The 26,258-nt window shown below is 65.2% G+C and carries 20 protein-coding genes and 1 pseudogene; 10 read left to right on the top strand and 11 right to left on the bottom strand.

Annotated features, from left to right (window positions below; genetic code table 11):
* Positions 1-167: 167 nt before the first annotated feature.
* Together rho and trxA are read right to left on the bottom strand one after the other, a co-directional pair.
* Complete coding sequence (gene rho / locus HBF24_RS15040) at positions 168-1,817, bottom strand: transcription termination factor Rho (RefSeq protein ID WP_343162777.1); 1,650 nt, start codon at positions 1,815-1,817, stop codon at positions 168-170.
* Positions 1,818-2,088: 271 nt separating this feature from the next.
* Complete coding sequence (trxA, locus tag HBF24_RS15035; protein WP_167174606.1) at positions 2,089-2,415, bottom strand: thioredoxin; 327 nt, start codon at positions 2,413-2,415, stop codon at positions 2,089-2,091.
* A 375-nt stretch (positions 2,416-2,790) separates the two neighbouring features.
* On the opposite strand from trxA, the pseudogene HBF24_RS15030 reads away from it, so the two are divergent.
* From HBF24_RS15030 to rpoH, 6 genes and pseudogenes are all read left to right on the top strand, one after another.
* Positions 2,791-4,296, top strand: a pseudogene (locus HBF24_RS15030) (DEAD/DEAH box helicase); the annotation flags it as partial.
* A 488-nt stretch (positions 4,297-4,784) separates the two neighbouring features.
* Positions 4,785-5,462, top strand: a complete 678-nt coding sequence (gene ftsE / locus HBF24_RS15025; RefSeq protein ID WP_167174652.1) for a cell division ATP-binding protein FtsE — start codon at positions 4,785-4,787, stop codon at positions 5,460-5,462.
* Positions 5,462-6,424 carry a permease-like cell division protein FtsX gene (gene ftsX, locus HBF24_RS15020; RefSeq protein ID WP_167174600.1) on the top strand — a complete coding sequence of 321 codons (963 nt, stop codon included), beginning with the start codon at positions 5,462-5,464 and terminating at the stop codon, positions 6,422-6,424. The genes ftsE and ftsX overlap by 1 nt, the downstream gene beginning before the upstream one ends.
* Positions 6,425-6,478: 54 nt before the next feature.
* A complete protein-coding gene (locus HBF24_RS15015; RefSeq protein WP_167174598.1) occupies positions 6,479-7,318 on the top strand; it encodes a response regulator in 840 nt (279 codons plus the stop codon).
* Between the two features lie 59 nt (positions 7,319-7,377).
* Positions 7,378-8,100, top strand: coding sequence for a uracil-DNA glycosylase (gene ung / locus HBF24_RS15010; protein WP_167174595.1), 723 nt, complete (start codon positions 7,378-7,380; stop codon positions 8,098-8,100).
* Between the two features lie 176 nt (positions 8,101-8,276).
* Positions 8,277-9,146, top strand: coding sequence for an RNA polymerase sigma factor RpoH (rpoH, locus tag HBF24_RS15005; RefSeq protein ID WP_167174592.1), 870 nt, complete (start codon positions 8,277-8,279; stop codon positions 9,144-9,146).
* A gap of 509 nt (positions 9,147-9,655) precedes the next feature.
* Here rpoH and HBF24_RS15000 read toward each other — a convergent pair.
* The 4 genes from HBF24_RS15000 to HBF24_RS14985 all read right to left on the bottom strand — a co-directional run bounded on the left by HBF24_RS15000 (position 9,656) and on the right by HBF24_RS14985 (position 15,727).
* A complete protein-coding gene (locus HBF24_RS15000) occupies positions 9,656-10,774 on the bottom strand; it encodes a glycoside hydrolase family 18 protein (protein ID WP_167174589.1) in 1,119 nt (372 codons plus the stop codon).
* Positions 10,775-10,912: 138 nt separating this feature from the next.
* On the bottom strand, positions 10,913-11,866 hold the full coding sequence (gene tal, locus HBF24_RS14995; RefSeq protein WP_167174586.1) for a transaldolase: 954 nt from the start codon (positions 11,864-11,866) through the stop codon (positions 10,913-10,915).
* A gap of 128 nt (positions 11,867-11,994) precedes the next feature.
* A complete protein-coding gene (locus tag HBF24_RS14990; RefSeq protein WP_167174583.1) occupies positions 11,995-14,163 on the bottom strand; it encodes a primosomal protein N' in 2,169 nt (722 codons plus the stop codon).
* A gap of 403 nt (positions 14,164-14,566) precedes the next feature.
* Entirely contained in the window at positions 14,567-15,727 is a 1,161-nt protein-coding gene (locus HBF24_RS14985) for a DUF3667 domain-containing protein (protein ID WP_167174580.1), read from the bottom strand.
* Positions 15,728-15,920: 193 nt separating this feature from the next.
* Here HBF24_RS14985 and HBF24_RS14980 point away from each other — a divergent pair, with 193 nt between their 5' ends.
* Complete coding sequence (locus HBF24_RS14980) at positions 15,921-17,303, top strand: MATE family efflux transporter (RefSeq protein ID WP_167174577.1); 1,383 nt, start codon at positions 15,921-15,923, stop codon at positions 17,301-17,303.
* Positions 17,304-17,357: 54 nt separating this feature from the next.
* The gene (gene sppA, locus HBF24_RS14975) at positions 17,358-19,214 is read left to right on the top strand and encodes a signal peptide peptidase SppA (protein WP_167174574.1); all 1,857 of its coding nucleotides are present in this window, start codon (positions 17,358-17,360) and stop codon (positions 19,212-19,214) included.
* Between the two features lie 46 nt (positions 19,215-19,260).
* On the opposite strand, the gene HBF24_RS14970 is transcribed toward sppA, so the two are convergent.
* Both HBF24_RS14970 and HBF24_RS14965 read right to left on the bottom strand, forming a co-directional pair.
* Positions 19,261-19,500, bottom strand: coding sequence for a hypothetical protein (locus tag HBF24_RS14970; protein ID WP_206064365.1), 240 nt, complete (start codon positions 19,498-19,500; stop codon positions 19,261-19,263).
* Between the two features lie 64 nt (positions 19,501-19,564).
* Positions 19,565-20,422, bottom strand: a complete 858-nt coding sequence (locus HBF24_RS14965) for an ATP-binding cassette domain-containing protein (protein ID WP_240922599.1) — start codon at positions 20,420-20,422, stop codon at positions 19,565-19,567.
* Between the two features lie 26 nt (positions 20,423-20,448).
* Between HBF24_RS14965 and HBF24_RS14960 the strand changes: the two genes are divergently transcribed.
* Together HBF24_RS14960 and HBF24_RS14955 are read left to right on the top strand one after the other, a co-directional pair.
* Entirely contained in the window at positions 20,449-21,204 is a 756-nt protein-coding gene (locus tag HBF24_RS14960; protein WP_167174571.1) for an SDR family oxidoreductase, read from the top strand.
* Positions 21,205-21,803: 599 nt separating this feature from the next.
* Positions 21,804-22,088, top strand: a complete 285-nt coding sequence (locus HBF24_RS14955) for a hypothetical protein (RefSeq protein WP_167174568.1) — start codon at positions 21,804-21,806, stop codon at positions 22,086-22,088.
* On the opposite strand, the gene HBF24_RS14950 is transcribed toward HBF24_RS14955, so the two are convergent.
* The 3 genes from HBF24_RS14950 to HBF24_RS14940 all read right to left on the bottom strand — a co-directional run bounded on the left by HBF24_RS14950 (position 22,089) and on the right by HBF24_RS14940 (position 26,232).
* Positions 22,089-22,742, bottom strand: a complete 654-nt coding sequence (locus HBF24_RS14950; protein ID WP_167174565.1) for a DUF4124 domain-containing protein — start codon at positions 22,740-22,742, stop codon at positions 22,089-22,091.
* Positions 22,743-22,773: 31 nt separating this feature from the next.
* Complete coding sequence (locus tag HBF24_RS14945) at positions 22,774-23,718, bottom strand: DegV family protein (RefSeq protein ID WP_167174561.1); 945 nt, start codon at positions 23,716-23,718, stop codon at positions 22,774-22,776.
* A 99-nt stretch (positions 23,719-23,817) separates the two neighbouring features.
* Positions 23,818-26,232 (bottom strand): acyl-CoA dehydrogenase, encoded by a 2,415-nt coding sequence (locus tag HBF24_RS14940; protein ID WP_167174558.1) that lies wholly within the window; start codon positions 26,230-26,232, stop codon positions 23,818-23,820.
* Between the last annotated feature and the right edge of the window lie 26 nt (positions 26,233-26,258).

The following is a 26,258-nucleotide window of genomic DNA, read 5'->3' as shown; positions in this document are numbered from 1 at the left end:
AAACTGAAAGGGCTGAGTCCTGTGCAGTACAGAACCCAGCCCTTGGTGGCTTAGCCGCTTCAACTGTCCAACTTTATGGGGTCAGTTCACAAGGCCGGCTTTTTTTTTTGTTGCTTACGGGCTGGGCGAGCGCCGCATGCGGCGTCACCCATTACCCACGACAGCGCTTAACGCTTCATCGCGTTGAAGAACTCGTCGTTGGTCTTGGTGTTCTTCATCTTGTCGAGCATGAACTCCATGGCCGCCAGCTCGTCCATCGGATGCAGCAGCTTGCGCAGGATCCAGATTTTCTGCAGCAGGTCCGGATCGATCAGCAGGTCTTCGCGGCGGGTGCCGGAGCGGTTGATGTCGATGGCCGGGTACACGCGCTTTTCGGCGATGCGGCGGTTCAGGTGCACTTCCATGTTGCCGGTGCCCTTGAACTCTTCGTAGATCACCTCGTCCATCTTCGAGCCGGTATCGACCAGTGCGGTGGCGACGATGGTCAGGCTGCCGCCTTCCTCGACGTTGCGCGCGGCGCCGAAGAAGCGCTTGGGGCGCTGCAGGGCGTTGGCGTCGACACCACCGGTGAGTACCTTGCCGGAGCTGGGCACCACGGTGTTGTAGGCGCGGGCCAGGCGGGTGATCGAGTCGAGCAGGATGATCACGTCCTTCTTGTGCTCGACCAGGCGCTTGGCGCGCTCGATGACCATTTCGGCCACCTGCACGTGACGCACGGCCGGCTCGTCGAAGGTGGAAGAGATAACCTCGGCACGCACACTGCGGGCCATTTCGGTCACTTCCTCGGGGCGCTCGTCGATCAGCAGGATGATCAGGTGCGCTTCCGGATGGTTGTGCACGATGGCCTGGGCCACGTTCTGCATCAGCATGGTCTTGCCGGCCTTGGGCGGCGAGACGATGAGGCCGCGCTGGCCCTTGCCGACCGGGGCGATCAGGTCGAGGATGCGGCCGGTGATGTCTTCCGAGGAGCCGTTGCCGCGCTCCAGGTGGAAGGCCTTGCGCGGGAACAGCGGCGTGAGGTTCTCGAACAGGATCTTGTTCTTCGAGGCCTCCGGCGGATCGCCGTTGATGTCGTCCACGCGCAGCATGGCGAAGTAGCGCTCGCCATCCTTGGGATGACGCACGCGACCGGTGATGTAGTCGCCGGTGCGCAGGTTGAAGCGGCGGATCTGGCTGGGGCTGACGTAGATGTCATCCGGGCCGGCCAGGTAGGACTCGTCGGCCGAGCGCAGGAAGCCAAAGCCATCCTGCAGGATTTCCAGCACACCCTCGGCCCAGATGCCGCCGCCGTTGCGGGCGTGCGCCTTGAGGATGTTGAAGATGACGTCCTGCTTGCGCTGACGGGCCACCGTTTCGGTGATGCCCAGCGACTCGGCCGTCTCCAGCAGCTGGATGTTGTTCTTGCGCTTGAGCTCGGTGAGGTTGATCAGGTTGTCGCTGGAACCGATGTCGGCGTTCTCGTCGTCAACCGGCAGTCCGTTGGGGTTGCCCCGGCCTGGGCGCGGACCACGCTCGTTGCGGCGACGGCGACCACGGCGCTCGTTGTTGTTGTTGTTGTTGTTGCTGTTGCTGTTATTGGCGTTGTTGTGGCGCTTGCCACCGCCGTTGTTGTTGCCGCCCTTGTCGCCTTTATCGGCCTTGTCGGCGTGGTTGCCACCCTTGCCGGTGTCGGCATCGTCGTTGCGCTTGGCCGGTTCGCCGGATGCCTCCTGGGCGGCCGGCTTGGGCGCCTCGGCAGGCGGCGCGCTGGGCGCGGGTGCCTCGGCCGCGGGCGCATCGCCCGTCGACTTTGACGGCGTCTTGGCGTCGGCCTTCACGGTTTTGGTGCTTTTGCGGGCGCGCGTCGGCTTGGCGGCCGGGGCCTCTTGCACGGGAATCTCTGCCTGGCGCGGGGCCTCGGCGTTGTCTTTGCTTTCGATATCGGACACGGGCGGACCTCGCAGGGCGCCGTTGAAAGGGAGCGTAATTGAAGGAATGTGTCGCCAGACATGGAAAATATGGGCGCGGACGCGCCGGGCGATCACACTGCAATCTAGCACCGGCGTCGCGCCTCGTCCAGCGCGCGCCGGTGCCGATTGGGAAGGGGTGTTACAGGGCCGCTTCGATCATCTTCACGATCTGGCCCTTGGGCACGGCGCCGACCTGGGTTGCTTCCACCTTGCCGCCCTTGAACAGCATCATGGTGGGCACGCCGCGGATGGAGTAGTTCACGGCCGTCTTCTGGCACTGGTCCACGTCCACCTTGACGATCTTCAGGCGGCCCTCGTAGGTCTGCGCCATTTCGTCCAGGATCGGCGCGATGGCCTTGCACGGACCGCACCAGGTGGCCCAGAAGTCGACCAGCACCGGGGTATCGGCGTTGATGACTTCGGATTCAAACTCGCTATCGCCAACGTGGGTAATGAGATCGCTCACGGCTAAAACTCCAAAGCGTTAAGTCGAATAGGGAAAAACCGCGGTCGCACACCGGCGCCCGGGTTCGGTTACACTTAAGAGCCCGCTTGAAGGGAAGCGGGCCGGACTGGAAGGGAAGGTTGCCGTTGCGGCACGGCTCCATTCCAGCGCAACTCGTCAGGCGATTCAAGGGCGGCCATCAGGGCGCCGAACATGCCGACGGGTACCACATGCGGACCTGTATATCGTGATGGTCCATCTTCTTGAAGATCCCGCCAGCCGCGGGGATCGTCCCTGGGCTTCCGGGCCTCGCGTCGCGCAGTCTCCGGCGCGCCCCCGACACCGCCGCAGCGCCGCTTCAGATAGCCGGCGCGCGGCCCCGCGAATCGAATATCTATGTCAGAACACGTACTCACCGATACCTTCTACGAAAACCTCGACCTTCATCCGCTGCTGCAGCAGGGCCTGGCCGATTGCGGCTTCACCCGCTGCACGCCGATCCAGGCGCTGACCCTGCCGGTGGCACTGACTGGGCGCGATGTCGCCGGTCAGGCCCAGACCGGCACTGGCAAGACCTGCGCCTTCCTGGTGGCGTTGATGAATCGCCTGCTCACCGAGCCTGCCATGGCCGAGCGCAAGGACGCCGATCCGCGCGCCCTGGTGATTGCACCGACCCGCGAGCTGGCCATCCAGATTGAAAAGGATGCCGCCGCGATCGGCCGCCACACCGGGCTGCGCACTGCGCTGATCTATGGGGGCGTCGATTATGAAAAGCAACGCCAGCAGCTGAAGGATGGCTGCGACATCATCATCGCCACGCCGGGCCGCCTGCTGGACTACTACAAGCAGCAGGTGTTCAGCCTGAATGCGGTGCAGGTGATGGTGATCGACGAAGCCGACCGCATGTTCGACCTGGGCTTCATCAAGGATGTGCGCTACATCTTCCGTCGTCTGCCGGCGCGCGACGAGCGCCAGGTGCTGCTGTTCTCGGCCACGCTCAGCCATCGCGTGCTGGAACTGGCCTACGAGCACATGAACGAGGCCGAGAAGCTGGTGGTGGAGACCGAGAACGTCACCGCCGACCGCGTGCGCCAGGTCATGTACTTCCCGGCCAAGGAAGAGAAGATGCCGCTGCTGCTGAATCTGCTGAGTCAGCACAAGCCGCAGCGCAGCATCATCTTCGCCAATACCAAGGCCGCCGTTGAGCGTCTGACCGAGCGCCTGAAGCGTTACGGTTACCGCGTGGGCGCGCTTTCGGGCGACGTGCCGCAGGCCAAGCGCCAGAAGCTGCTGGCGCGATTCCAGGATGGCGCCATCGACATGCTGGTGGCCACCGATGTGGCCGCGCGTGGCTTGCATATCCCGGCCGTCAGCCACGTGTTCAACTACGACCTGCCGCAGGATGCCGAGGATTACGTGCATCGCATCGGCCGTACCGCGCGTCTGGGCGCCGAGGGTGATGCGGTCAGCTTCGCCTGCGACCTGTACGCGATGGGCTTGCCGGATATCGAGGCCTACATCGAGCAGAAGATCCCGGTCGAGTCGATCGAGGCCAAGATGCTGGTGATGCCCGAGCCGCCGCCCAAGCCCAAATCCGAGCGCAGCGAAAGCGCGGACGCGGATGAAAGCGACGACACCTCCGGCAGCAGCGATGGCGCGCCGCGCAAGCGTCGCCGTCGTCGCAGCGGCAGCGGTGGTTCCGATGCGCAGGGCACAAGCCACGCGCCCGCGCCGCAGGCCTCCAGCGAGCGTCCGGCGGCCTCGGCCAGCCAGGAAACCAAGGCCGAGACCGCCACGGCGGATCAGCCGGCAGCGCAGTCGACGTCCGAGCCCAGTGCTGCGGCGGGTGATCAGCCCGCGGCCGATGGCGCGCCGCGCAAGCGTCGCCGTCGTCGCGGTGGCCGCAATCGCAACCGCAATCGTCAGGGTGGCGAGTCGCAGGGCAGCGCCTCTGACGCGCCGTCGGCGGCGTCCGGTGAGGCCAAGCGTGAGGGCGGTGGTTCCGGCTCGCGTCAGCGCGGTTCGCGCCAGGGCGGTTCGCAGGATGGCAAGCCGCGCGCCCGCATCGAGCAGGGCAGTGCAGGTGATGGCAAGCGTGCCGGTCAGTCGCGCCGCAGTGCGCCCAGCCAGCCGCGCAACGAGGCGCCAGAGGCGGCCTCCAAGACCATCAGCCAGCCGTCGGCCCCGAGCAAGCAGAAGCAGCCGGGTCTGCTAAAGCGCCTGGCCAGCAGCCTGTTCGGCCGCTGAGATTCGCGCCAGCATGACCGCTGCTCGTCGCAGCGGTAGCTGAATCGCGATTTAAGTGATGGGTGCCGTGCGCCGGTCTGCCAAGGTGGCAAGCCGGCGCACGCACGGTATGCTCGGTGGCTTCCACCGCCGATGCCGATGCCGTGATCCAGTTCGACCAAGTCAGCAAACGCTACGCCACCGGACAACCGGCGCTCACCGAGCTTTCCTTCCAGGTGGCGCCGGGTGAAATGGTGTTCGTCACTGGCCATTCCGGTGCCGGCAAAAGCACGCTGCTCAAGATGCTGGCGCTGATGGAGCGCCCCACTTCGGGCACCGTCACGCTGGACGGCCAGAACCTGGCCAAGGTGCGCGCCGGCGGTATTGCCAGCTGGCGACGCAAGGTCGGCATGGTGTTCCAGGATCAGCGCCTGCTAAACGATCGCAGCGTCTTTCACAACGTTGAATTGCCGTTGGTGATTGCCGGCATGGCGCCGGCTGATCGGCGCAAGCGCGTGCGTGCGGCGCTGGAGAAAGTCGGGCTGGCCGCTTACGAAAAGCAGCTGCCGCCGACCCTTTCCACCGGTGAGCAGCAGCGCGTGGGCATTGCCCGGGCATTGGTGTCCAAACCGCCGGTGGTGATTGCCGATGAGCCGACCGGCAACCTGGATCCCAAGCTGTCGGTCGAGATCATGGCCATGTTCGACGCCTTCCAGCAGGTCGGCACCACGGTGCTGATCGCCAGTCACGACCTGATGCTGATCAAGCGCATGAAAAAGCGCGTGCTGGTGCTCGATCATGGCCGCCTGGTCGATGATGTGCCCGGTTCGGAGGTGGTCTGATGGCGACACCGGAACGCTCCGCTGAGACCGGCAACCGCCCGGCGCGCCCGCGACGCATGGCGGTTTGGCGCGAGCAGCACGCCTGGTGCGCGCGGGCCAGTCTGCAACGGCTGGGCACACGCCCGCTGGGCACGCTGCTGACCATCACCGTGATGGGCGTGGCGCTGGCTTTGCCGCTGACCTTCTGGTTGTTGCTGGGCAATGTGCAGCGGCTGGGCCACAGCCTGGGGCAAGACCCCGCCATCAATGTGTTCATGCAGCCGGGCACGGCGCAGCCGGTGGTCGAGCAAACCGCCGCTTCACTGCGCGATCGCGCCGACGTTGGCTCGGTGCGCATCAAGAGTCCGGACGATGGCATGCACGAGCTGTCCAGCACGCAGGGCTTTTCGCAAGCCTTTGCGGCACTGCCGGACAATCCGCTGCCCTACGTGCTGGTGGTGACGCCGCGTCAGGGAGAGAGCGAGGCGGCCACCGGGCAGCTGGTCAAAGTGCTCAAGGGCATGTCGCAGGTCGATTTCGTGCAGGACGATGGCGCCTGGCGTCAGCGCCTGCATGCGATTGTCGACCTGGGCCAGCGCGGCGTCGGTGTGCTGGCGGTATTGCTGGGGCTGGCCGCGTTGCTGGTGGTCGGCAATAGCGTGCGTCTGGATATCCAGGGCCGCGCCGACGAAATTGCCGTGCTGCAGCTGGTCGGTGCCAGCCGCGCTTTCGTGCGCCGGCCTTATTTGTACGCCGGGCTCTGGTATGGCCTGGCCAGTGGTGTGTTGGCGGTACTGGTGGTACTGCTGCTGGAGCTGACATTGGCCAAACCTGTGGCACAGTTGGCATCCAGTTATGCTGGGGGCCTGCCGATACAGGGGCTGGGATGGGCCGAGCTGGTGTGGGTGCCGCTGGCCGCCGCCGCCATGGGTTGGCTGGGCGCTCGCCTGGTCAGCGCCCGCATGCTGCGTATCAGCATCTAAAGCGCCGCCGCATCCCATTCCTCCTTCACTCTGGTTTCAAGTCCTGGAGCATGCATGAGCCATAGCATGGGTCGACATATCGCCGGCGATGCCCCGCGCGTAATGGTGGTCGACGGCTCGCGGGTGGTCCGGCGCATGATCGAGCAGGTACTGACCGCGCAACTTCCCGATGTGCAGGTGATTGCCTGCGCCACCGGCGCCGAGGCGCGTCAGGCGCTGGAACAGGGCATGGTCGACTTCGTCACCGTGTCCCTGGTGCTGCCGGACATGGATGGCATGGAACTGGCGCGGCAGGTGCGCGAACAGGCGGTGCAGGCATATGTACCCATCGTGGTGGTATCCGGCGACGTCGACGAGCGCCTGCGTGAGCGCGCGCTGGGCCACGACGTTACCGACTACTTCGACAAGAGCCTGGGTTTCTCGGCATTGGCCAGTTTCATTCGCGGCTACGTGGCGCCCGAGCAGGATATCGACGGGCGTGTGCTGTACGTCGAGGACAGCCGTGTGGTGGCGCTTTCCACCCAGCGCATGCTCGAGCGCCATGGCCTGACCGTGCGCCACATGGCCAGTGTCGAGGAGGTGTTTGCCTGGCTGGATGGTCTGCCTTCCGGCCAAGTTCCGGACATTGATCTGGTGCTCACCGATGTCACCTTGAAAGGCGAACTGACCGGCGGTGACCTGCTTGAGCGCGTGCGTCGCGATTACGGCAAGGGCGAGCTGCCGGTGCTGGTGATGACCGGCGACGACAATCCGGACAAACAGGCGGTGCTGATTCGAGCCGGCGCCAACGACCTGGTCGAGAAGCCGGTCGATGAAACCCTGCTGATCACCAAGCTGATGTTCCAGCTACGGGTGGCGCGTCATCTGCGCGAGCGCGTGCCTGTAGCCGGCTGAGCGGGGCGTGCCCCTGTTACCATGCGGTGTTTTCCACCGCATGGGTCAGGACGCGGCAGATGACGGCACAGAGCATGGACCGGGTGAAACTGGAGCCTTCCTGGAAGGCGCGTCTGGGGCACTGGTTCGAACGTGAGGACATGCAGGCGCTGCGCGCGTTTCTGCTGGCGCGCAAGCAGGCCGGCGCGGTGATTTATCCGCCGGGGCCGGAAATTTTCGCGGCCTTCAACCACACTCCGTTCGACAAGGTGAAGGTGGTGATCCTGGGGCAGGACCCCTACCACGGCCCCCATCAGGCGCACGGCCTGTGTTTCTCGGTGCGCCCGGGTGTGCCGGTGCCACCATCGCTGGACAATATCTTCAAGGAAATCCAGCGCGATTTGGGCATTGCCCGTCCCGATCATGGCTGCCTGACGCCCTGGGCCGATCGCGGCGTGTTGCTGCTCAACGCGGTGCTTACTGTCGAGCGGGGGCAGGCCGCCTCGCATCGCGGCAAGGGCTGGGAGGGCTTCACCGACGCCGCCATCGATGCACTCAACCGCGAGCGCGAGGGCCTGGTATTCCTGCTGTGGGGCAGTCAGGCCCAGGCCAAGGGCAAGCTGATCGACCGTGCTCGCCATCATGTGCTGAAGGCGCCGCACCCCTCGCCGCTGTCGGCCTATCGTGGCTTCATGGGCTGCGGGCACTTTTCCCAGGCCAATGCCTATCTGCGCGAGCAGGGCCAGGCGCCGATCGATTGGTCGCTGCCACCCTGCGCCGAGCTGAACATGGCGCCGGCGTGACCTTTCACCCACGCCCGGTTCACGGGCATCGGCGTAGGCTTGACTTCCATCCCTCGATATTGCATTGCACCACATGTTTTTGTACTATGTGGTTTAGTTAATCGACGCCGGAGGGAACTCCGACGCCGGTTAGCACTCCAACTACCAGAGTGCTAATCTGGGATCGTCTTCAGGAGGTGTCGCAAATGACTCAGGCTTTGGTTGCCAACAATCTGCCGGTACCCAGCGTCGTTGGCAGTCTGGATGCCTACATTTCCGCCGTGCATCGCATTCCGGTGCTCAGCGTGGATGAGGAACAGGATCTGGCCACGCGCTATCGCGGCGAGGAAGATCTGTCCGCTGCCAAGCAGCTGGTGACGTCGCACCTGCGTTTCGTGGTGCACGTGGCTCGCGGTTATTCCGGCTACGGTCTGCAGCTGGCCGACCTGATCCAGGAAGGCAATATCGGTCTGATGAAGGCCGTCAAGCGTTTCGATCCGACGCAGGGTGTGCGTCTGGTCAGCTTCGCCGTGCACTGGATCCGTGCCGAAATGCACGAGTTCATCCTGCGCAACTGGCGCATCGTCAAGGTCGCCACCACCAAGGCGCAGCGCAAGCTGTTCTTCAACCTGCGCAAGAACAAAAAGCGCCTGGGTTGGATGAACGCCGAGGAAGTGCGCGTGGTGGCCAAGGATCTTGGCGTGCCCGAGGCCACGGTGTACGAGATGGAATCGCGCCTGTCCGGTCGCGACGTCGGTTTCGACGCCCCGGTGGATGCCGACGACGATGAGCGTCCGGCGCCGGCCGCGTTCCTGATCGACAACAACGCCGATCCGTATGAAAGCGTGTCCGATGCCGATCAGGCCGAAAACCAGATGGACAGCCTGAGCACGGCCATGTCGCGTCTGGACGATCGTTCGCGCGACATCATCCAGCGCCGCTGGCTGATCGAGGACAACAAGGCCACGCTGCAGGAACTGGCTGACGAGTACGGCGTCTCGGCCGAGCGCATCCGCCAGATCGAGGCCAACGCCATGAAGAAGATGCGCGGCGCCTTCGAGGCCTGATCGCATCCTCTTCCTGCCACCGCCCGTCGTCGGCGGCAGACAAGCAGGCAAAAAAATCATCCCGCTCGGTGTATTGCACCGGGCGGGATTTTTTATGTCTTGCGCCGCTGCGTGACATGGCGTTTAGCCTCGCCGCTCGCCGCTCGCCGCTCGCCGCTCGCCGCTCGCCGCTCGAAGTGAGAAGTGAGAAGTGAGAAGTGAGAAGTGAGAAGTGAGAAGTGAGAAGTGAGAAGTGCGGCATTTGCCGCCACCTTCTCTCCAGGCCGTCATTCCGGCGAACGCCGGGATCCAGTGCCTTTGTGCCTCGAGGATTGGCTTCGCCCGACATCGGAAAAGGTTAGCTGCGAGCACCCTTTGGCGCGCTAGTGCTCTGTCGCCCTTGAGTCAACCTCAGCGCAACTCGTTTCGCGATGCAGCCATCCGGCCGCGCGAGCACTCGGCGTCTGCCTTTCCGGCAGGCTTTTGAATGACGCCTCGAAGCTAACGCGCCGCGCGCTTGCGCATCGCCCTCAACGCCCCAGCCCCTTGGCCAGCGCATCGAACAGCGTGTTGTGCGGGTCCAGGCTCTGCTCCCAGTACATGATGCCGCCCAGGTGCTGACGTTTGACGAAGACGGCCTTGGCGCGCAGCGACTGCGGGTCGTCGTAGGTGATGAAGGTGCGCGTCTTCGCATTCCACAGGTACGGCGCCTTGGCCTTGGCGTCCCAGTAGCGCTTGAAGCCGTTTTTGTCGATGTACTTGGCCACCAGCTGTGGCCACGGATAGCTGGCCACGTACTTGCCGTAAGGCTGATACAGGCCGTGGTCGCGGCCCAGCACGTCGGTGAAGGCGCGCGAGTAGAACGCGGCACCGATCACGATCTTGTTTGCCGGTACGCCGGCCGCTTCGTATTGGCGCACCGCGCGTGCCGTGGTCCGGTCGCTGGCCTTGTGCGAGACCGCCGAGGCGAACAGGCCAGCGTGGTTGCCGGTGGTCTTGGTCATCGAGTTGTTGAAGTCGTAGGTCATGGCGTTGATCCAGTCCAACTGGGCCGCCACGGCCTTCAGGTTCACATGATCGACGAAGGGACCATCGGCCAGCGCCGCGGTCAGCAGGTAATGTGCCGGCGCGCCCGGTTTTGCAGAGCCCTGCGCCATGGCGTGGCGTACCGCTTTCAATAGCGCGGTGAAGTGAGCCTTGTCGCTGGGGCGCGAGGTGATGCCGCTCTCGTGGTGGCCGGGGTATTCCCAGTCCACATCCAGCCCGTCGGCGTGCATCTTTTGCAGCAGGGCCATGGCGCTGTCGGCAAAACGCTGGCGCGAGGCGGCATCGAGCGCGGCATCGGAGAAGCCACCGGCGGTCCAGCCTCCCACCGAGATCAGCAGCTTGAGCTTGGGGTTCTGGCGCTTCAGTGCGCGCAGTTTCTCGAAGGCTGCCGCGTCGTGGGCATCGAGCATCACGCGGCCCTCCTTGATATGCGCGAAAGCGTAGATCAGCGCGCTCAGTTTGCCGGCCTCGATGTGCGCCGGATCGTCCTTGCTGCCGACATAACCGACCAGGCGCGGCGGCGCGGCGATGGCCAGTGCCGGTACCAGGCAAAGCGCGATCAGGCCGAGCAGGCGTGGCGACAGTCGAAGGCGGGCGATCATGGGCACATCCTGCAGGTCAGTGACGGGAGCGAGCCAGCATAGCCCAGGCCGGTCGCGCGCAAATGGGCCGGTCGGCAGAGTTAGCGCATGAAAAAGCCCGCCGATGGGGCGGGCTTTTTCATTCCATGCCGAGGCGGCTTACAGCTTGGCTTCGAGCATTTTTTCCAGTTTGACCTGGTCGGCGGCGAACTTGCGGATGCCTTCGGCCAGTTTTTCGGTGGCCATGGCGTCTTCGTTCATGCCCCAGCGGAAGGTCTTCTCGTCGATCTTCTCCGGCAGCTGTTCGGTCTTGCCACCGTCCTCGAGCTGGCGCGGCAGATCGCCGTCCTTGTCGTCGAGTTCCTGCAGCAGATCGGGGCTGATGGTCAGGCGATCGCAGCCGGCGAGCGCCTGGATCTGTCCGATGTTGCGGAAGCTGGCGCCCATGACGATGGTCTGGAAGCCATGCGACTTGTACCAGTCGTAGATGCGACGCACCGACTTCACACCCGGGTCGGTGTGCGGGTCAAAGCGTGTAGCCTCGGTGTTGGCGACATACCAGTCCATGATGCGGCCGACGAACGGCGAGATCAGGAACACACCGGCCTCGGCGCAGGCCACCGCCTGCTCGAACGAGAACAGCAGCGTCAGGTTGCAGTCGATGCCGTTCTGGGTCAGGTGCTCGGCGGCGCGGATGCCTTCCCAGGTGGAGGCCACCTTGATCAGGATGCGGTCGCGCGAGATGCCCGCTTCCTCATACAGCGCGATCAGGTGCTCGGCCTTGGCGATGGTGCCCTTGGTGTCGAACGACAGGCGCGCATCGACCTCGGTGGACACGCGACCGGGCACGATCTCTAGAATCTTGCGGCCCACGTCCACGGCCAGACGGTCGCTGGCGTCCTCGATCTGCTGATCGCGGCTGTTGGAGCGGCCCTTGGCCCAGTCCACCGCCTTGTCGATCAGCGGCGCGTAGCTTTCGATGCCGGCAGCCTTGAGCAGCAGCGACGGGTTGGTGGTCGCGTCGATGGGCTTGTAGCGGCGGATGGCCTCGATGTCGCCGGTATCGGCAACCACCGTGGTCATGTCACGCAGTTGGTCCAGTTGCGATGCCATACGGGGGAATCCTCTGCAGTGAAGAGGTCCATTGTCGCCAAGCCGGGGCAAACCGCCAAATGATCTGTTGCGCTCGATTCATGGCGACGGTGCTTTTTGCCGTGCTTTCCGTCGCTTGCGTGTGTCGGTCAATAAAGGTCGATGGGGTCGACATCCAGCGACCAGCGCACGCGACGCGCGTCGGGTAGGGCGGGAAGCTGCGCCAGCCACGGTTTGAGCGCGCCGTGCAGCTGGCGCCGGCTGTCGGCTTCCAGCAGCAGCTGGCCGCGGTGGCGCCCGGCGCGCAGTGGCATCGGCGCCGGCATCGGGCCCAGTACGCGAAGCGTCTCGCTAGCCGGCATGGCCGCGTGCGCCTGCGCCAGAAACGCATCGACCGGCGCGCGTTGGGTGGCATCGACGCGTAGCAGCGCCTGATGGCTGAATGGCGGCAGCGTCAGCGTACGGCGTTCGTCCAATAACTCGCGCGCCACCGCCGCGTAGCCCGAGCGCAGCAGCGTGCGCAGCAACGGGTGGTCTGGATGATGGGTCTGCAGCAATACGCGGCCGGGTTTGCTGGCGCGTCCGGCGCGTCCGGCCACCTGCACCACCAGCTGTGCCAGGCGCTCGGCGGCACGAAAATCCACGCTGTGCAGGCCTTCGTCGACGCCGACCACGGCGACCAGGGTCAGGTTGGGAAGGTCGTGACCCTTGGCCAGGATCTGCGTGCCGATCAGGATGGCCGGTTTGTCTGCGTCCAGCTGCGCCAGCAGCTCGCTGAAGGCATCGCGCCGGCGCGTGGTTTCGCGGTCGATGCGCAGCACCGGCACATCGGTGAAGCGCGCGGCGATGGCTTCTTCCAGGCGCTCGGTGCCATGGCCCTGCGGCTTCAGGTCGGTGTAGCCGCAGGCCGGACAGGTGGTGGGCACCGGGCGCTCGCTGCCACAGTGATGGCAGATCAGGCGGTTGCGCCGCGCGTGCAAGGTCATCGGTTTTTCGCAGCGTGTACAGTCGGCGTGCCAGCCGCAGGCGTGACACAGCAACACCGGTGCATAGCCACGCCGGTTGCGAAACACCAGCGCCTGCTCGCCGCGATCGACGCATTCGCGCAGCGCGCCCAGCAGGGTGGGCGACAGGCCGTGGTCGAGCCGCTGCGCACGCACATCGACAATCTGCACCGTGGGCGCCGCATGCGCGCGGGCGCGAGTACTCAGATGCAGGCGCTGGTAGCGCCCGGCCTCGACGTTGGCCAGCGTTTCCAGTGATGGCGTGGCCGAGCCCAGCAGCACCGGAATGCCCAGCGATTGCGCACGCACCACCGACAGGTCGCGGCCGTGGTAACGAAAGCCGTCCTGCTGCTTGTAAGAGGCGTCGTGTTCCTCGTCGATCACGATCAGCCCGGCCTCGGGCAGCGGCGTGAACACCGCCGAGCGCGTGCCCAGAATGACGCGCGCCTCGCCGCTGCGTGCGCGCAGCCAGGCGCGGGCGCGCTCGCCATCGGCCAGGTTCGAGTGCAACACTTCGACCGGTACGCCCAGTCGTTCGCGAAGGCGCTTGACCGCCTGTGGCGCCAGGCCGATCTCCGGTACCAGCATCAATGCCTGACGGCCGGCGTCCAGCGTGCGCCGGATCAGCGCCAGGTAGACCTCGGTCTTGCCACTGCCGGTGACGCCATCCAGCAGCCAGACGCCGAATTGATCGAGCTTGGCGTCGATGGTCTGGACCGCCTCGCGCTGGGCATCGTTGAGTGTGGGGCCGGGCACGCAGGTCAGGGCCGGTGCCTGCCAGGCGATGGCTTCGACCAGACCGGCGCCGGCCAGGCGTCGCGCCGCCTCGCGCCACTGGCCCAACAACAGACCCAGCTGGGCCGCCGGCAGCGCGCCGTCAGCCAGCGCTTGCAGCAACAGGCGGCTGGAACCGCGGCGCTTGCCCTCGGCCAGCGCCTGACGCCCGTCCTCGGTGAGCTGCCAGGCTTCCTCGTCGGTATCCGGCCAACTGCGCGCCTCGCGCAACTGGGTCGGCAGTGCGTTCTGATAGACCTCGCCCAGCGCGCCGGCCCAGTAGTCGGCGGCCCATTGAAGGCTGGCACGCAGTTCGTCGTTGAACAGCGGCTCGGGATCGAGCACCGCCTGTACCGGCTTGATCTGCGCGTCGGCAAACTCGCTCTGGTCGCTCAGCGCGACCACCACGCCCACCCGGCTGCTGCGCCCGAAGGGCACCTTCACGCGCATGCCGGCACGCGCGCTGCCATCGACCGGCACGCGGTAGTCGAACAACTTGGGTAACGGGACGGGCAGCGCAACGCGCAGGTAGCGACTCATGGCCATCAGTGTATCGGCCCGACGGAAGCCTTGGGCACTTGGCGCGAATACTTCGCCTGAGAATGAAGGATAGGCGCTAAGTGCATCCGCCACCGAGGCTTTTCAGGTTATCCACAGAAGCTGTGGATAAGTCTGTGGAAGAGGCGTTGAGAGGGGCCTTTCAAGCCCATGACGGCGGGCTCCGGCACACCGTGGGCAAACTTTAATCAATATGAAATATGTTTTATTTTCAATAAGTTGAAAAGCCTCTTATCGTTGTTGTCACGGAGAGTTCATTTGCAGGTCAGACTTGCGTCACGCCCGCGGCGCTTGTGCACAACCTCGACGGCGCATCGTTGCAAGGTCGTAAAGAGCGGGGTTTCGCAGGGCAATTTTCGGCCCGTGACGAGCCGCCATCAACCCTTCAGTGGGCCAGCCCCAGGATCACCGCGATGACCAGCACGCCCATCAGCATCCACAGGTAGAGCCAGCCAATGCAGAGAAATTTGAGCGTGCTCCAAGGCCAGCTTTGCCGGTAGATGCGCTTTTGCATGCATAGCAGGTAGACCGGTATCCACAGGAACAGGACCCAGCCCAGCAGGCCAAATGCAGGCGCCAGCCAGTGCGCGTGCGGTACCAGCATGCCGGCGAGCCACTCCAGGATCATGCCCAGCAGCAAGCTGAGGAACAGGAAGGCGTGGCTGTGCAGCGCCACGATCAGGTGTTCCATGTAAAGCCGGCGCTGGAACAGGTAGAACAGCTTCAGCAGCACGGCGAACAGCGGCACCATGACGAATAGTGCCTGCGGTAGCGTGCCGAAAACGCCATCGATCATGCGCTGCTGCGCTTCGTGACGGCCTTGTGCATCGCCGTGTTGCAGGGTTTGCCAGTTGCCTTGAATGTGCCGACCGATCCGTTCAAGGCGCGCATTGACGATATCCGGCAGCCAGTCGATGTGCATCCAGGTGCCGGTCGCCGAGGCATGGCTGCCCGGGGCGGCAGCCGGCCGTGATTCGCCCGTGGTTGGCTTGAGCGGCGGCGCCCCCAGTTTGGCCAGGCGTTGGTTGGCCTGCTTGAACAGCCTGTGGCGACTGCGCTGCAGTTGCGCGCGCGCCGTAGGCGACATGACGGCAAGCGCATCGGCGCTATCCAACGCCTGCAGTTGCCGGGCGAGGATGGTCCGGACCTGAGTCGGTGTGTGCGCCTGCTGGAAGGCTTCGGTGCCGAGCTGCACGTGGGCGTTGACCAGATCGCCATGCTCGGCAAGGTGATCGACCGACCAGTGCAGAGCGAAGAACGCCAACAGACACAGTACGAACATCAACCGGAACGGAGCGATGTAGCGAACACGCCGGCCGGCGAAGTATTCCATGGTCAGAAAGCCGGGCCGCAGATAGAGCCGCGGCAGCGTGTGCAGGATGCGGCTGTCAATATGCAGCAGGGTCTCCACCGCTTCTTCGGCGATGCCGTGTATCGGCTTGAGCACGCTGTGTGTGGACTGGCCGCAGTGATGGCAGAACTCACCCTGCAGGCGATAGCCGCAATTGGCGCAGTGCAGGCCCTCGAATGGCGTCAGATCGTTCATTCCCCGGTATCTCCCCTGTCCCCTGGGTCGCCGATCTTGGCACAAGCGATTGCCGCCCACAGCCCTGACCGTTGGCTGGTGCGCATGAAGCGGAGCATGCGGCATCGTCGGCATCGCTGCGGGCACGTACACTTGCCGATTCGCTGCGGCCCCGCGGCCGTCATTTTTTCGCCCTGCGCACTGTTTTGTCGTCATGTCCACTGCACGCATTGATCGGGCCCGACTGGCTCACGAACTGTCCGCCACGGTGCGTCTGGCGCTGCCGCTGATCGGTGCGCAGTTGGCGGCGATCGGCAGCAACGTGGTGGACGCGATGCTGGCCGGTCATCTCGGTGCGCACACCCTGGGCGCGGTAGCCGTGGGCGGCAATGTGTGGTCGATGGCCATCGTCATCAGCATCGGGGTGATGATGGCGGTGCCTGCGTCGGTGTCGCACCTCGATGGCGCTCAGCGCCGCCACGAGGTCGGCGCGCTCCTGCAGCAGGTGCTGTGGATCGCCTGGGTGCTGGGTGCCGTGCTGTGGTGGGCGGTGCGCCATACCGCGCCGCTGCTCACCGCTATCGGCGTGACACCGGACCTGCGCGGCTCGGTGCAGGACTTCCTGCATGCGATCAGTTGGGGGGCACCGGCGTTGACCATGTACTTTGCGCTGCGCGGGCTGTCGGAAGGGCTCTCACTGACCCGGCCGTCGCTGTACTTCAGCCTGGGTGGACTTATGCTGCTGGCCCCGCTGGGTTATGTACTGATGTACGGCAAGCTGGGCCTGCCGGCCATGGGTGCGCGCGGCAGCGGCATCGCCACGGCCACGGTACTGTGGATCGAAATGCTGGGGTTCGCTCTTTATATCCGCCGGCATCCCAATTATCGCGGCCTGGGCCTGGAAGGCGCCTGGCAACGCCCGCGTCTGCGCCCCATCGGCGAGGTACTGCACCTGGGCATGCCAATGGCGGCGTCGCTGGTCATGGAGGCCGGGTTGTTCTCGGCCACGGGGCTGGTCATCAGCCGGCTTGGCGATACGGTGGTCGCCGGTCACCAGGTCGCACTGAACGTGGTCTCGGTGGCCTTCATGGTACCGCTGGGACTGGCCATGGCCATCACCATCCGCGTGGGCAACGCGGCGGGGCGTCGCGACCGGGTCGCCGTGCGTTACGCCGGCTTCGGCGGCATCGGCCTGACGCTGATCACGCAGCTGGTGTCGTGTTCGCTGCTGCTGGGGCTGCCCGGCGTTATCGCCGGTCTCTACACGCGCGACGCAGCGGTCGTCGCGGTGGCGACGCAGTTGCTAGTGCTGGCCGGTATCTTCCAGTTCTCCGACGGTATCCAGGCGGTGTCCAATGGCGCCCTGCGCGGGCTCAAGGACACCCGCGTGCCGATGCTGATCACCGCGTTCGCCTACTGGCTGGTGGGCATGCCGGTGGGCTGGTGGCTGAGCTTCCATGCCCATCTGGGCGCGCGCGGCATGTGGATCGGACTGATTGCCGGCCTGAGCATGGCGGCGGTGCTGCTGTTCGCGCGCTTCTATCGCGCCGCGATGGCGCCTGGTCGCCTTTCGACCACTGTGCCAACGGACACGTGACCGGACCCGGCCAAGCGGCTAGTCTGCACCGACATCACTGGGGAAAGTGCTTTCATGTCTGCTCGCAAGCCCAATGGATTCGTGGCTTTCATCGGAGTGATCCTGCGCGGCATCAATGTCGTGCGCATCGTCATTCTGAATGTGATCTTCTTCGGCCTGCTGGCCATCATCATTGCCGCGGCCAATCGCAGTGCGCCGCTGGTGAGAAGTCACACTGTGCTGGTGCTCAAGCCGCAGGGCGAGCTGGTCGAGCAGTACAGCATCGATCCGGTGCAGCGCGTGACCGCCAAACTGGCCGGACAGGCGGTGCAGCAAGTGCAGGTGCGCGATCTGGTCGGCGCCATCAAACGCGCCGCGCATGACGGGCATATCCAGTCCATCGTGCTGATGCCGGGCGAGCTTCGCGCCGGCGGCTTCGCCGCACTGCGCGAAGTGGCGGCGGCGCTGGACCGTTTCCGCGCCACCGGCAAGAAGGTGACCGTTTGGGCGCCGCAGCTCGATCAGAGTCAGTATTACCTGGCCGCGCACGCCGATACCGTGCTGGTCGACCCGCAGGGCGGCGTCATGGTCACTGGTCTGGCCAGCTATCGTCTGTACTACAAGGACCTGCTGGACAAGCTGGGCGTCACGGTCCACCTGTTCCGCGTCGGCCAGTTCAAGTCGGCGGCCGAGCCCTATGTGCTCGACCAGGCGTCCGATCAGGCCAAGCAGGCCGACCGCTTCTGGATGGGCGGCCTGTGGGATCAGTGGATGGCCGATGTCGGCAAGGCGCGCCATATCGATCCGGCGACACTGCGTACCGCGATTGACGCCATGCCCGAGCAGATCAAGGCTCATGGCGGTGACCTGGCCAAGCTGGACCTGGCTGATCATCTGGTCGACGGGCTGGCCACGCGTGCGCAGCTGATTGCCCGCCTGCGCAGCCAGGGGGCATTGGCCGACGACGATGGCCACGGCGTGCGCAGCATCGACATGGAGCACTACCTGGCCAGTGTCTCGCCACCGCGGCCGCGGCACGCCTCGGCCGGCAATGTGGCCATCGTGGTCGCCGAGGGCGAGATCACCGGTGGCAGCCAGCCGCCTGGTCACATCGGCGGCGATTCCACGGCCGCGCTGATTCGTCGCGCGCGCGAAGACAGCCACGTCAAGGCGCTGGTGCTGCGCGTGGATTCGCCCGGGGGCGAAGTCTATGCCGCCGAGCAGATTCGCCGCGAGGTGGCATTGACGCGTCAGGCTGGCAAGCCGGTGATCGTGTCGATGGGCGACGTCGCTGCCAGCGGCGGCTATTGGATCTCGATGAACGCCAACCGCATCTATGCCGAGCCCAACACCATCACCGGCTCCATCGGTATCTTCGGCATGCTCTACAACGTGCCGGACACGCTGGCCAAGCTGGGCGTGCATTCCGATGGCATCGGCGTGGGGCCGCTGGCCGGGGCGTTTGATGTCACCCGACCGCTGGATCCGAAGGTGGCGACGATGATGCAGTCGATGATCGACAAGGGTTACCGCGACTTCGTCGGTGGTGTGGCCAAGGCGCGACACATGAGCTACGCGCAGGTCAATACCGTGGCGCAGGGGCGCGTGTGGACCGGGCGCCAAGCGCTTGAGCGCGGTTTGGTCGACAAGCTGGGCGGCCTGCGCGCGGCGGTGGCCGATGCGGCCAAGACAGCGGGCCTGGACCAGCACTTTGGGGTGCGTTATGTCGAGCCACGCATGAGCGGGTTCCAGCGTTTCATGCAGGGCATCGGCCAGAGCTCGATGGCGCACATCATGCTGAGTGCGGGCATTCGCCTGCCGTCCTGGACCGCCGAGCTGGCGCGCCGGGCGCCGGAGCTGGGCCTGTTCGGCCATGCCCAGGCCGGCAAGCCGAACGTGTACGCCTACTGCTTCTGCTCGCCGCAGGACTAAAGGCCTGGCCACCGCGGCGCACCGGAAGGGCGCCGCGGGCGAGATCTTATTGCGATTGCGCCTCGATGGCGGCGTCCTGCGCGTGGGCGTGCGCGTTCACTGTTTTCTGAACGTCACGGGCGCGCTGGCGGTCCTGCAGCAACCCGTCCAGCGGTGTGCCAGCGCCATTGTCAGCTTTGGCCGCCTTCGGCGCTGGCGGCTGGCTGTCCGGCGTCGGGTCGTGATCGGGCGAACAGGCCGCCAGCAACGCGGCCACGCCCAGGGGCAATAACAACACGCTTCGCATCAGGGCGTACTCCTGTGGCCTGGTTGCTGCGCAGTCTGCGCGTGATGTCCGGCCGACGGCAAGCTCAAGCCAGATGTGCGCTGTACCAGTCGCCGCGCCGGCTCAGCGCGATCGGGGCGCCGTAAAGCTGCGACAGGCGGGGTTCGGTAAGCAGTTCGTCGACGCCGCCCCTGGCCCGGCAGCGCCCACCTTCAAGCAGCACCAGCTGACGGGTTTCAGGAAGGATTTCTTCCACGTGATGGGTGACCATCACCAGCGTTGTCCCCTGGCGCGTCAAGGCGCGCAGGTCCTCCAGGAAACGTCGGCGCGAGGCCATGTCTAGGCCGGCACAGGGTTCGTCCAGCAGCAGCGCCCTGGGGTGATGCACCAGCGCGCGTGCAATCAGCACGCGCCGGGCCTCGCCGGTGGATAGTGTGGCGACCCGGCGCGAGGCCAAGTGCGCCGCGCCCAGCTGTTCGAGTGCGCTGCGCGCTGCCTCGATCTGCGCCGGCTCCGGTATCTGGTCAAGGCCCAGTCCATAGCTGGCAAAAAAGCTGGAAACCACCGTTTCCAGGGCGGTGAGCTCGGCTTGCGCATCGAAGGCGCGCTGCAGGTCCGACGAGACCACGCCCAGATGCTGGCGCAGCTCGGCCACCGACCAGCGCGCCTGACCGAACATGCGCACCCGCACTTCGCGATCGCCATCGGCGCGCGGATACAACCGCCGCTCGATCAGCTTCACCAGCGTCGACTTGCCGCTGCCATTGGCGCCCAGGATCACGGTGTGCTGGCCGGGCTGCACGCGCAGCGAAAAGCGCTCCAGACGCACCTGCTCGCCATGGATCACGCTGGCGTCGGCCAGCTCCAGTATCGGGGGGGCTGCATTATTCATGGCATTGAGCATACGCTGGCGGCTGCCGCGCGCCTTATGACTTGCTAGCATCCAACCCGACTCCAGGGAGATCTGCCATGCATCCGCGACTTGCCAGTTGGCGTCTGGACGGCCATACGGCCATGATCGGCGGCGCCAGCCAGGGCATCGGACTTGCCTGTGCCTATGAACTGGCGGCGCTGGGCGCGGACGTGCTGATGCTGGCACGCGATGATGATCGCCTGCAGATCGCCGCCGACGAGTTGGCCGAAGCCTGCCCGGATGCGCAGATCCGTGCATTTGCCGCTGATCTGTCCAGCAGTGAGGACCGGCTCGATGTGCTGGACTGGATTACCGATCTGGATGCCCCGTTGTCGCTGTTGGTCAATGCCATTGGCCTGGATTCCGATCTCTCGCCGCCGCTGGGCATGCAGGCGATGCTGGAGGCCGCCGACGGCCTGGGGCGACTGTTGCATCCGTTTCTTAGCGCACACGCCAACGCTGCGGTGGTGCACGTGGGCGCCGTTTCCGGCATGAGCTGCATCCGCGGAGTGGGCGATGGGCCGGCCAAGGCGGCCCTGCATCAGCTGGCGCGTGAGCAGGCCTGCGCATGGGCGGGCGACGGCATTCGCGTCAATGTGGTGGCACCCTGGCTGACCCGTACTGCGCGCTCGCAGGCAATGCTGGCCGACGGCGACACCCTGGATGAAGTGCTTGAGCGCACACCGATGGGGCGTATTGGCGAGCCGGAGGAGGTGGCCGCCGCGGTGGCGTTTTTGTGCCTGCCCGCGGCCAGCTATATCACCGGTCAGATTCTGGCTGTCGATGGCGGCTTGCTGGCTCGCGCTTTCTGAGTTTCGGCACGCCAGCAGGGCGTTATCCACACAGGGTGTGGAAAAGGCACGGGACATCCATGTGGATAAGCCGAAATTGTGCTTTTCAAGCAGCCACCTGCATGACCTTGCATATGTTTTGATCAGGGCCGTCGCGGTTGTCCACATCGGCTGTGGGAAAGGCCAGGGACAAGCCTGTGGATAATCGTGAATGCGCCTTTGCCGACGGTGACTTGCAACACCTTGGTTAAAAACTGATCAGGCGCCTTCAACAGACCACCTGTCACACCGCGTCTGCTCGGGCAAAACGGGTTTTCCACACCCACTGTGCATGAGGGCAGGGACAAGCCTGTGGAAAAGTCTTTAAAGTGTCATGCAATCAGCAAGATGAAGCGGTTTGATCAGTTAGTGACCAGCGCCTCGCAAGTGCTTGTTTCACCGTGAACCGCCCATGTTTTCATCGCTTTGACCGAGCGCTGTCGCCCGGTTTTCCACACAAGGTGTGGGTAGAGCATGGGAAAAGCCTGTGGACAAACCCAAAAGCTCTTTATACGGCGGCCACTTGCAGTGTATTGATCAAGATTTAAGCAGCCGTTCTTCAAGTTGGCGGGCATCGGTCCGTGGCAAACCGCCTGGCGCGGTTTTCCACACCGGTTGTGAATCAAGCCATGGAAAAGCCTGTGGAAAACCTTGAAAACACCTTGCTAAACAGCGGCTTTACTCGCTTTGATCAAAAGATGACCAGTGTTCGCAAAGTGCTTGATTCATGGTGCACGTCCCCGCTGCAGCGCCATTCGACTGGGGCTTTATCCACACCGATTGTGGGAAGCCTTGGGGCAACCCTGTGGACAAGCGCTAAAACGCTATGGGTGACAGCCGCTTGCATGACATTGCGCAATAATTGATCAACGCCCACAACCGGCCATGGCCTGACGCAGGTGTTCGGCCTGCTTTTGCAGCGGCGGACGGTCACTTTCGAACGCCTTGCGAATGCGTTCCTGGGTGGCGTCCCACTCGTGCTGGATGACCTGGCAGGCCTCGCTGCGCGACAGGCGCCGGCAGCGATCCTGCACCCAGACGTAGCGACTGCCGATCATGCCGGGCGTCACCATGCCGGGGCGAATGCCGGTAGTCGCAACACTGCCGGCAGGCAGCTGATGTGGGCGATAGATCTGCCCGAGGTCATTCTGATAGGCATCGAGCATGCCCAGCGGCGCCCGGTAGGCCGGGGTGGGGCCGTGCCAGCTGACGTACGACTTGCCATCGGTAGCGCGCTGGCAGCGCCAGAGCACCGGCGGCGGTGCTGGCGTTGGTGTGGCCGGTGCTGCGGACGGCTTGGCAGGCGGAACCGGCGCTGGTGGTGGCGCGGTGCTGGCCGGTGCCGGCGCCGGGTCATCGAAATGATGCAGGCTCAGCTTGTGCTGACGCTCGTGGCGGGAACACGGATGATCCTGGAACGCGATATGGCCCGAAGCGTCCACGCAGCGATAAGCCGTGTGCGCCGGCTGTGTTTGCGGGGCCAGCATCAAGGCGCCGATCAGGGCCAAGGTTGCGCTCATCGCTTCATACTACGCCGGGCTGGTGAAGGGCCTAGAAGTGGGCCTCGTAAGGCTCGCTGGCAAAGCCGATCACCAGGCCACCTTCCCCGACATTGACCATGCCGGTAATACTCATCGGGCTTTCCAGCAGTTCGATCTCATGCTCGATGCAGACCTCGCGCAGCCGCGTGTAACCGGGCATCGCCGGCAGCTCTTCCAGGGCGCCGCCGTAGCTGACGGTGACTACCGGAACCAGCAGGCCGGCGCGGATGCGTTCGATGGTGTGCTCAATCAGGGTTTCCACCCCGGTTTCGAAGCCACGCACCTTGCCGACCGGGCCGGTTTCGCCGTGATGGGCGCGGATCAGCGGCTTTATGTCCAGCGCCGAACCTAGGGCGGCGCCGAACAGGCCGACACTGCGGTCGCCTTTCTTCTTGGCGCGAGCGCGCAGGTAGTAAAGATCGCGTGGCAGGGCGTAGGCGTAGCTGCGCTGGGCCACGTATTCCAGCCGTTCGCGGATCTGTGCCGGATTGTGACCGGCGTCGATCTGGCGTGCCGCTTCCACCACCACCACGCCGGAACCGGCAAACAGCGACTGCGTGTCGATCACGCGCATCAGAAATGGCCCGGTCACACCCGCCCGCTGGCGCACCGTGCGGTAGTCCTTCAGCACGGCGAAACTGGCACGCGTGGCGTTGTCGTGGATCGGACTACGCGAGGCGGTGATGGTCAGGCAGAACACGCAGTCGTATTCGATGGCCAGGCGTTCAAGAAACAGCGCGTGGATCTCGTCGGCCGACAGCGGTTCGGTTTCGGCCGCATGCGAGCGGCTGCCCAGTTGCTCGTCGAAGAAGCGCCGAAGTTCGTCAGGGTCGCGCTGGTCGACGAACGCTTCGCCGTCTATACGGACCGTGATCGGCAGGATCTCGATGTGGTGTGCTTCGATGAACTGACGGGGCAGATCGCATGAGGCATCCATGACGAGACCGATGCGCATCGCTTGCCTCCATGGCCGTCAAGGCCGGGCTGGTCGTCTGCGCGCACACTAGCATGCCCGTGACCCGCGTCACACACGTGCGCCGGCGTATGGACGCGCTCAGCGCAACTGCCGATAGGTGTCGGCGTCGAAGGCATCCACCTGCACGGCCTCCATGCGCGCCTCGCGGGCTTCGTCCAGGCGCTGGTATTCCTCTTCGCTGATAATGCCGGCGGCCAGCGCCAGGTCGTCCAGCTGGTCCGGCGGCGCGTGATCGAGCCGACCGTCGCGCACGGCATCGCGCAACTTGGTTTCCACGGGAATGGCGCGCACGGCCTTGTCCAGCGCCGCTTCCAGCGTACCCAGGCCGGCATCATCCGGACCCGGCACGTGGATGTCGGCAGTCAGGTTCAGGCGTGCCTCCTTGTCTTCCAGAATGGCGCGCGCCACACGCTGCCCCAGCCGATCCGATGGCGGACGAAAGCGTCCCCCGGTGGGGAAGGTGATCGCGCGCACCAAGGCGGCTGCGCCGCGCATGGGCAGGTTCTCCAGCACGCCGAGCAGGGCTTCCTGGGTGCGATACAGTGCGGTGGCGGCGGCCCAGCGCGCCAGGTCGTAATGCGGTGCCAGCTTGGGCTCATCGTGATAACGCTTGAGCGAGGCCGCGGCCAGGTATTGCCAGGCCAGCGCATCGGCCAGTCGGCCGGAAATCTTCTCGCGTCGTTTCAATGCGCCGCCGAGCGTACCCATGGCCAGGTCCGATATCACGGCGAAAGCGGCCGACAGGCGCGACAGGTGCTGGTAGAACCGGTGCACATCGGCGGTGTCGGGCGCACGCGCCAGGCGACTGCCGGAAAGGCCCAGTAAAAATGCCCGCACGCTGCGCGTGGCGATAAAGTTGACGTAGCCGAACAGGGCGCGGTCGAAGGCCTTGGCATCTTCCTCGGCGGTTGCCTCGATCAGCGGATGCACGAATGGATGGCAGCGGATCGCGCCCTGGCCGTAGACGATCATCGAACGGGTGAGAATGTTCGCGCCTTCCACCGTGATGCCGATGGGAATGGCCGACCACATGCCGGCCAGGCTGTTGCGCGGGCCGCGCTGGATGCCGGCGCCGGCGCGGATGTCCATGGCATCGGTGACCACTTCGCGCATGCCGTCGGTCAGATACGCCTTGGCGATGGAGCCGAGCACGGCCGGACGCTCGCCGGCGTCCAGCGCGCCGCAGGTGAGCGTGCGCGTCGCACTCATCAGGTAGGTCATGCCGGCAATCCGGGCCAGCGGTTCCTCGATGCCTTCGAAGCGGCCGATCGGTGTATCGAACTGCTCGCGTACCGTGGCGTATGCCCCGCAGATACGCGTGGCCATCTGCGCGGCACCCACGGCCAGCGCCGGCAGCGAAATCGAGCGGCCGGCGGCCAGGCTTTCCATCAGCATGCGCCAGCCGTGACCGATCTGCGCGCGGCCGCCGATGATCGACTCCAGCGGCACGAACACATCGCGTCCCTTGATCGGGCCGTTGGCGAATGGCACGCCCATCGGGTCGTGGTGGCGGCCGATCTCGATGCCGGCAAGGTCACGCGCCAGCAGCGCGCAGGTGATGCCCAGGTCCTCGGTGTTTCCCAGGTGACCGTGCGGATCCTTCAGCCGGAAGGCCAGGCCAATCAGCGTGGCCACCGGCGCCAGCGTGATGTAGCGCTTGGACCAGTTAAGGCGCATGCCCAGCACACGCTCGCCTTCCCATTCGCCGTATTCGACGATGCCGGTCGATTGTGTGGCCGCCGCGTCGGAGCCGGCCTCGGCGCCGGTCAGCGCAAAGCAGGGAATCTCGCGGCCATCGGCCAGCCGCGGCAGGTAGTAGTCCTTCTGCTGATCGGTGCCGTAGTGCAGCAGTAGTTCGCCCGGGCCCAGCGAGTTGGGCACCATCACCGTTACGGCGGCGGCAATCGAGCGGCTGGCGATGCGCGTGACGATGCGTGAGTGGCCAACCTCGGAAAAACCCAGGCCGCCGTAGGATTCGGGGATGATCATGCCGAAGAAGCGCTCGCGGCGAATCATTTCCCAGGCTTCCGGCGGCAGGTCGCGACGCTGTTGTACGTCCCATTCGTGCAGCATCTCGCACAGACGGGTTACCGGTCCGTCCATGAACGCCTGTTCGCGTGCATCGAGCGGGCGGCAGCGAAAATCGGTCAGCACCTTCCAGTCGGGCATGCCGGAAAAAATCTGCGCATCCCACCACACCGTGCCCGCTTCCAGCGCGATGCGTTCGGTCGGTCCCATCCTGGGCAGCACCGTGGTCACCCTGGGCATCAGGGCCTGCGCGAACAGCGCGCGTCGCAAGGGCCGCCAACCGGTGATCAATGCCAGTACGGACCAGGCGGCCAGGCACAGCGTGAACGCCGCTGGCCATTCGATGCCGGTAAGCCAGGTGCCGGCCAGCAGGATGGCGCTGGCGCTTACCCAGGCCAGCCAGCCGCGGCCGATAAAGGCCAGGCCCAGCAGCACGATCAGGGCGATCAAGCAGATCAGCAGCATGTGCACATCCCTTTGAGCAGGCGCAG

This window comes from Oleiagrimonas sp. C23AA (assembly GCF_011759385.1).
Lineage (GTDB): Bacteria > Pseudomonadota > Gammaproteobacteria > Xanthomonadales > Rhodanobacteraceae > Oleiagrimonas.
This window is presented reverse-complemented; position numbering and strand designations above follow the sequence as displayed.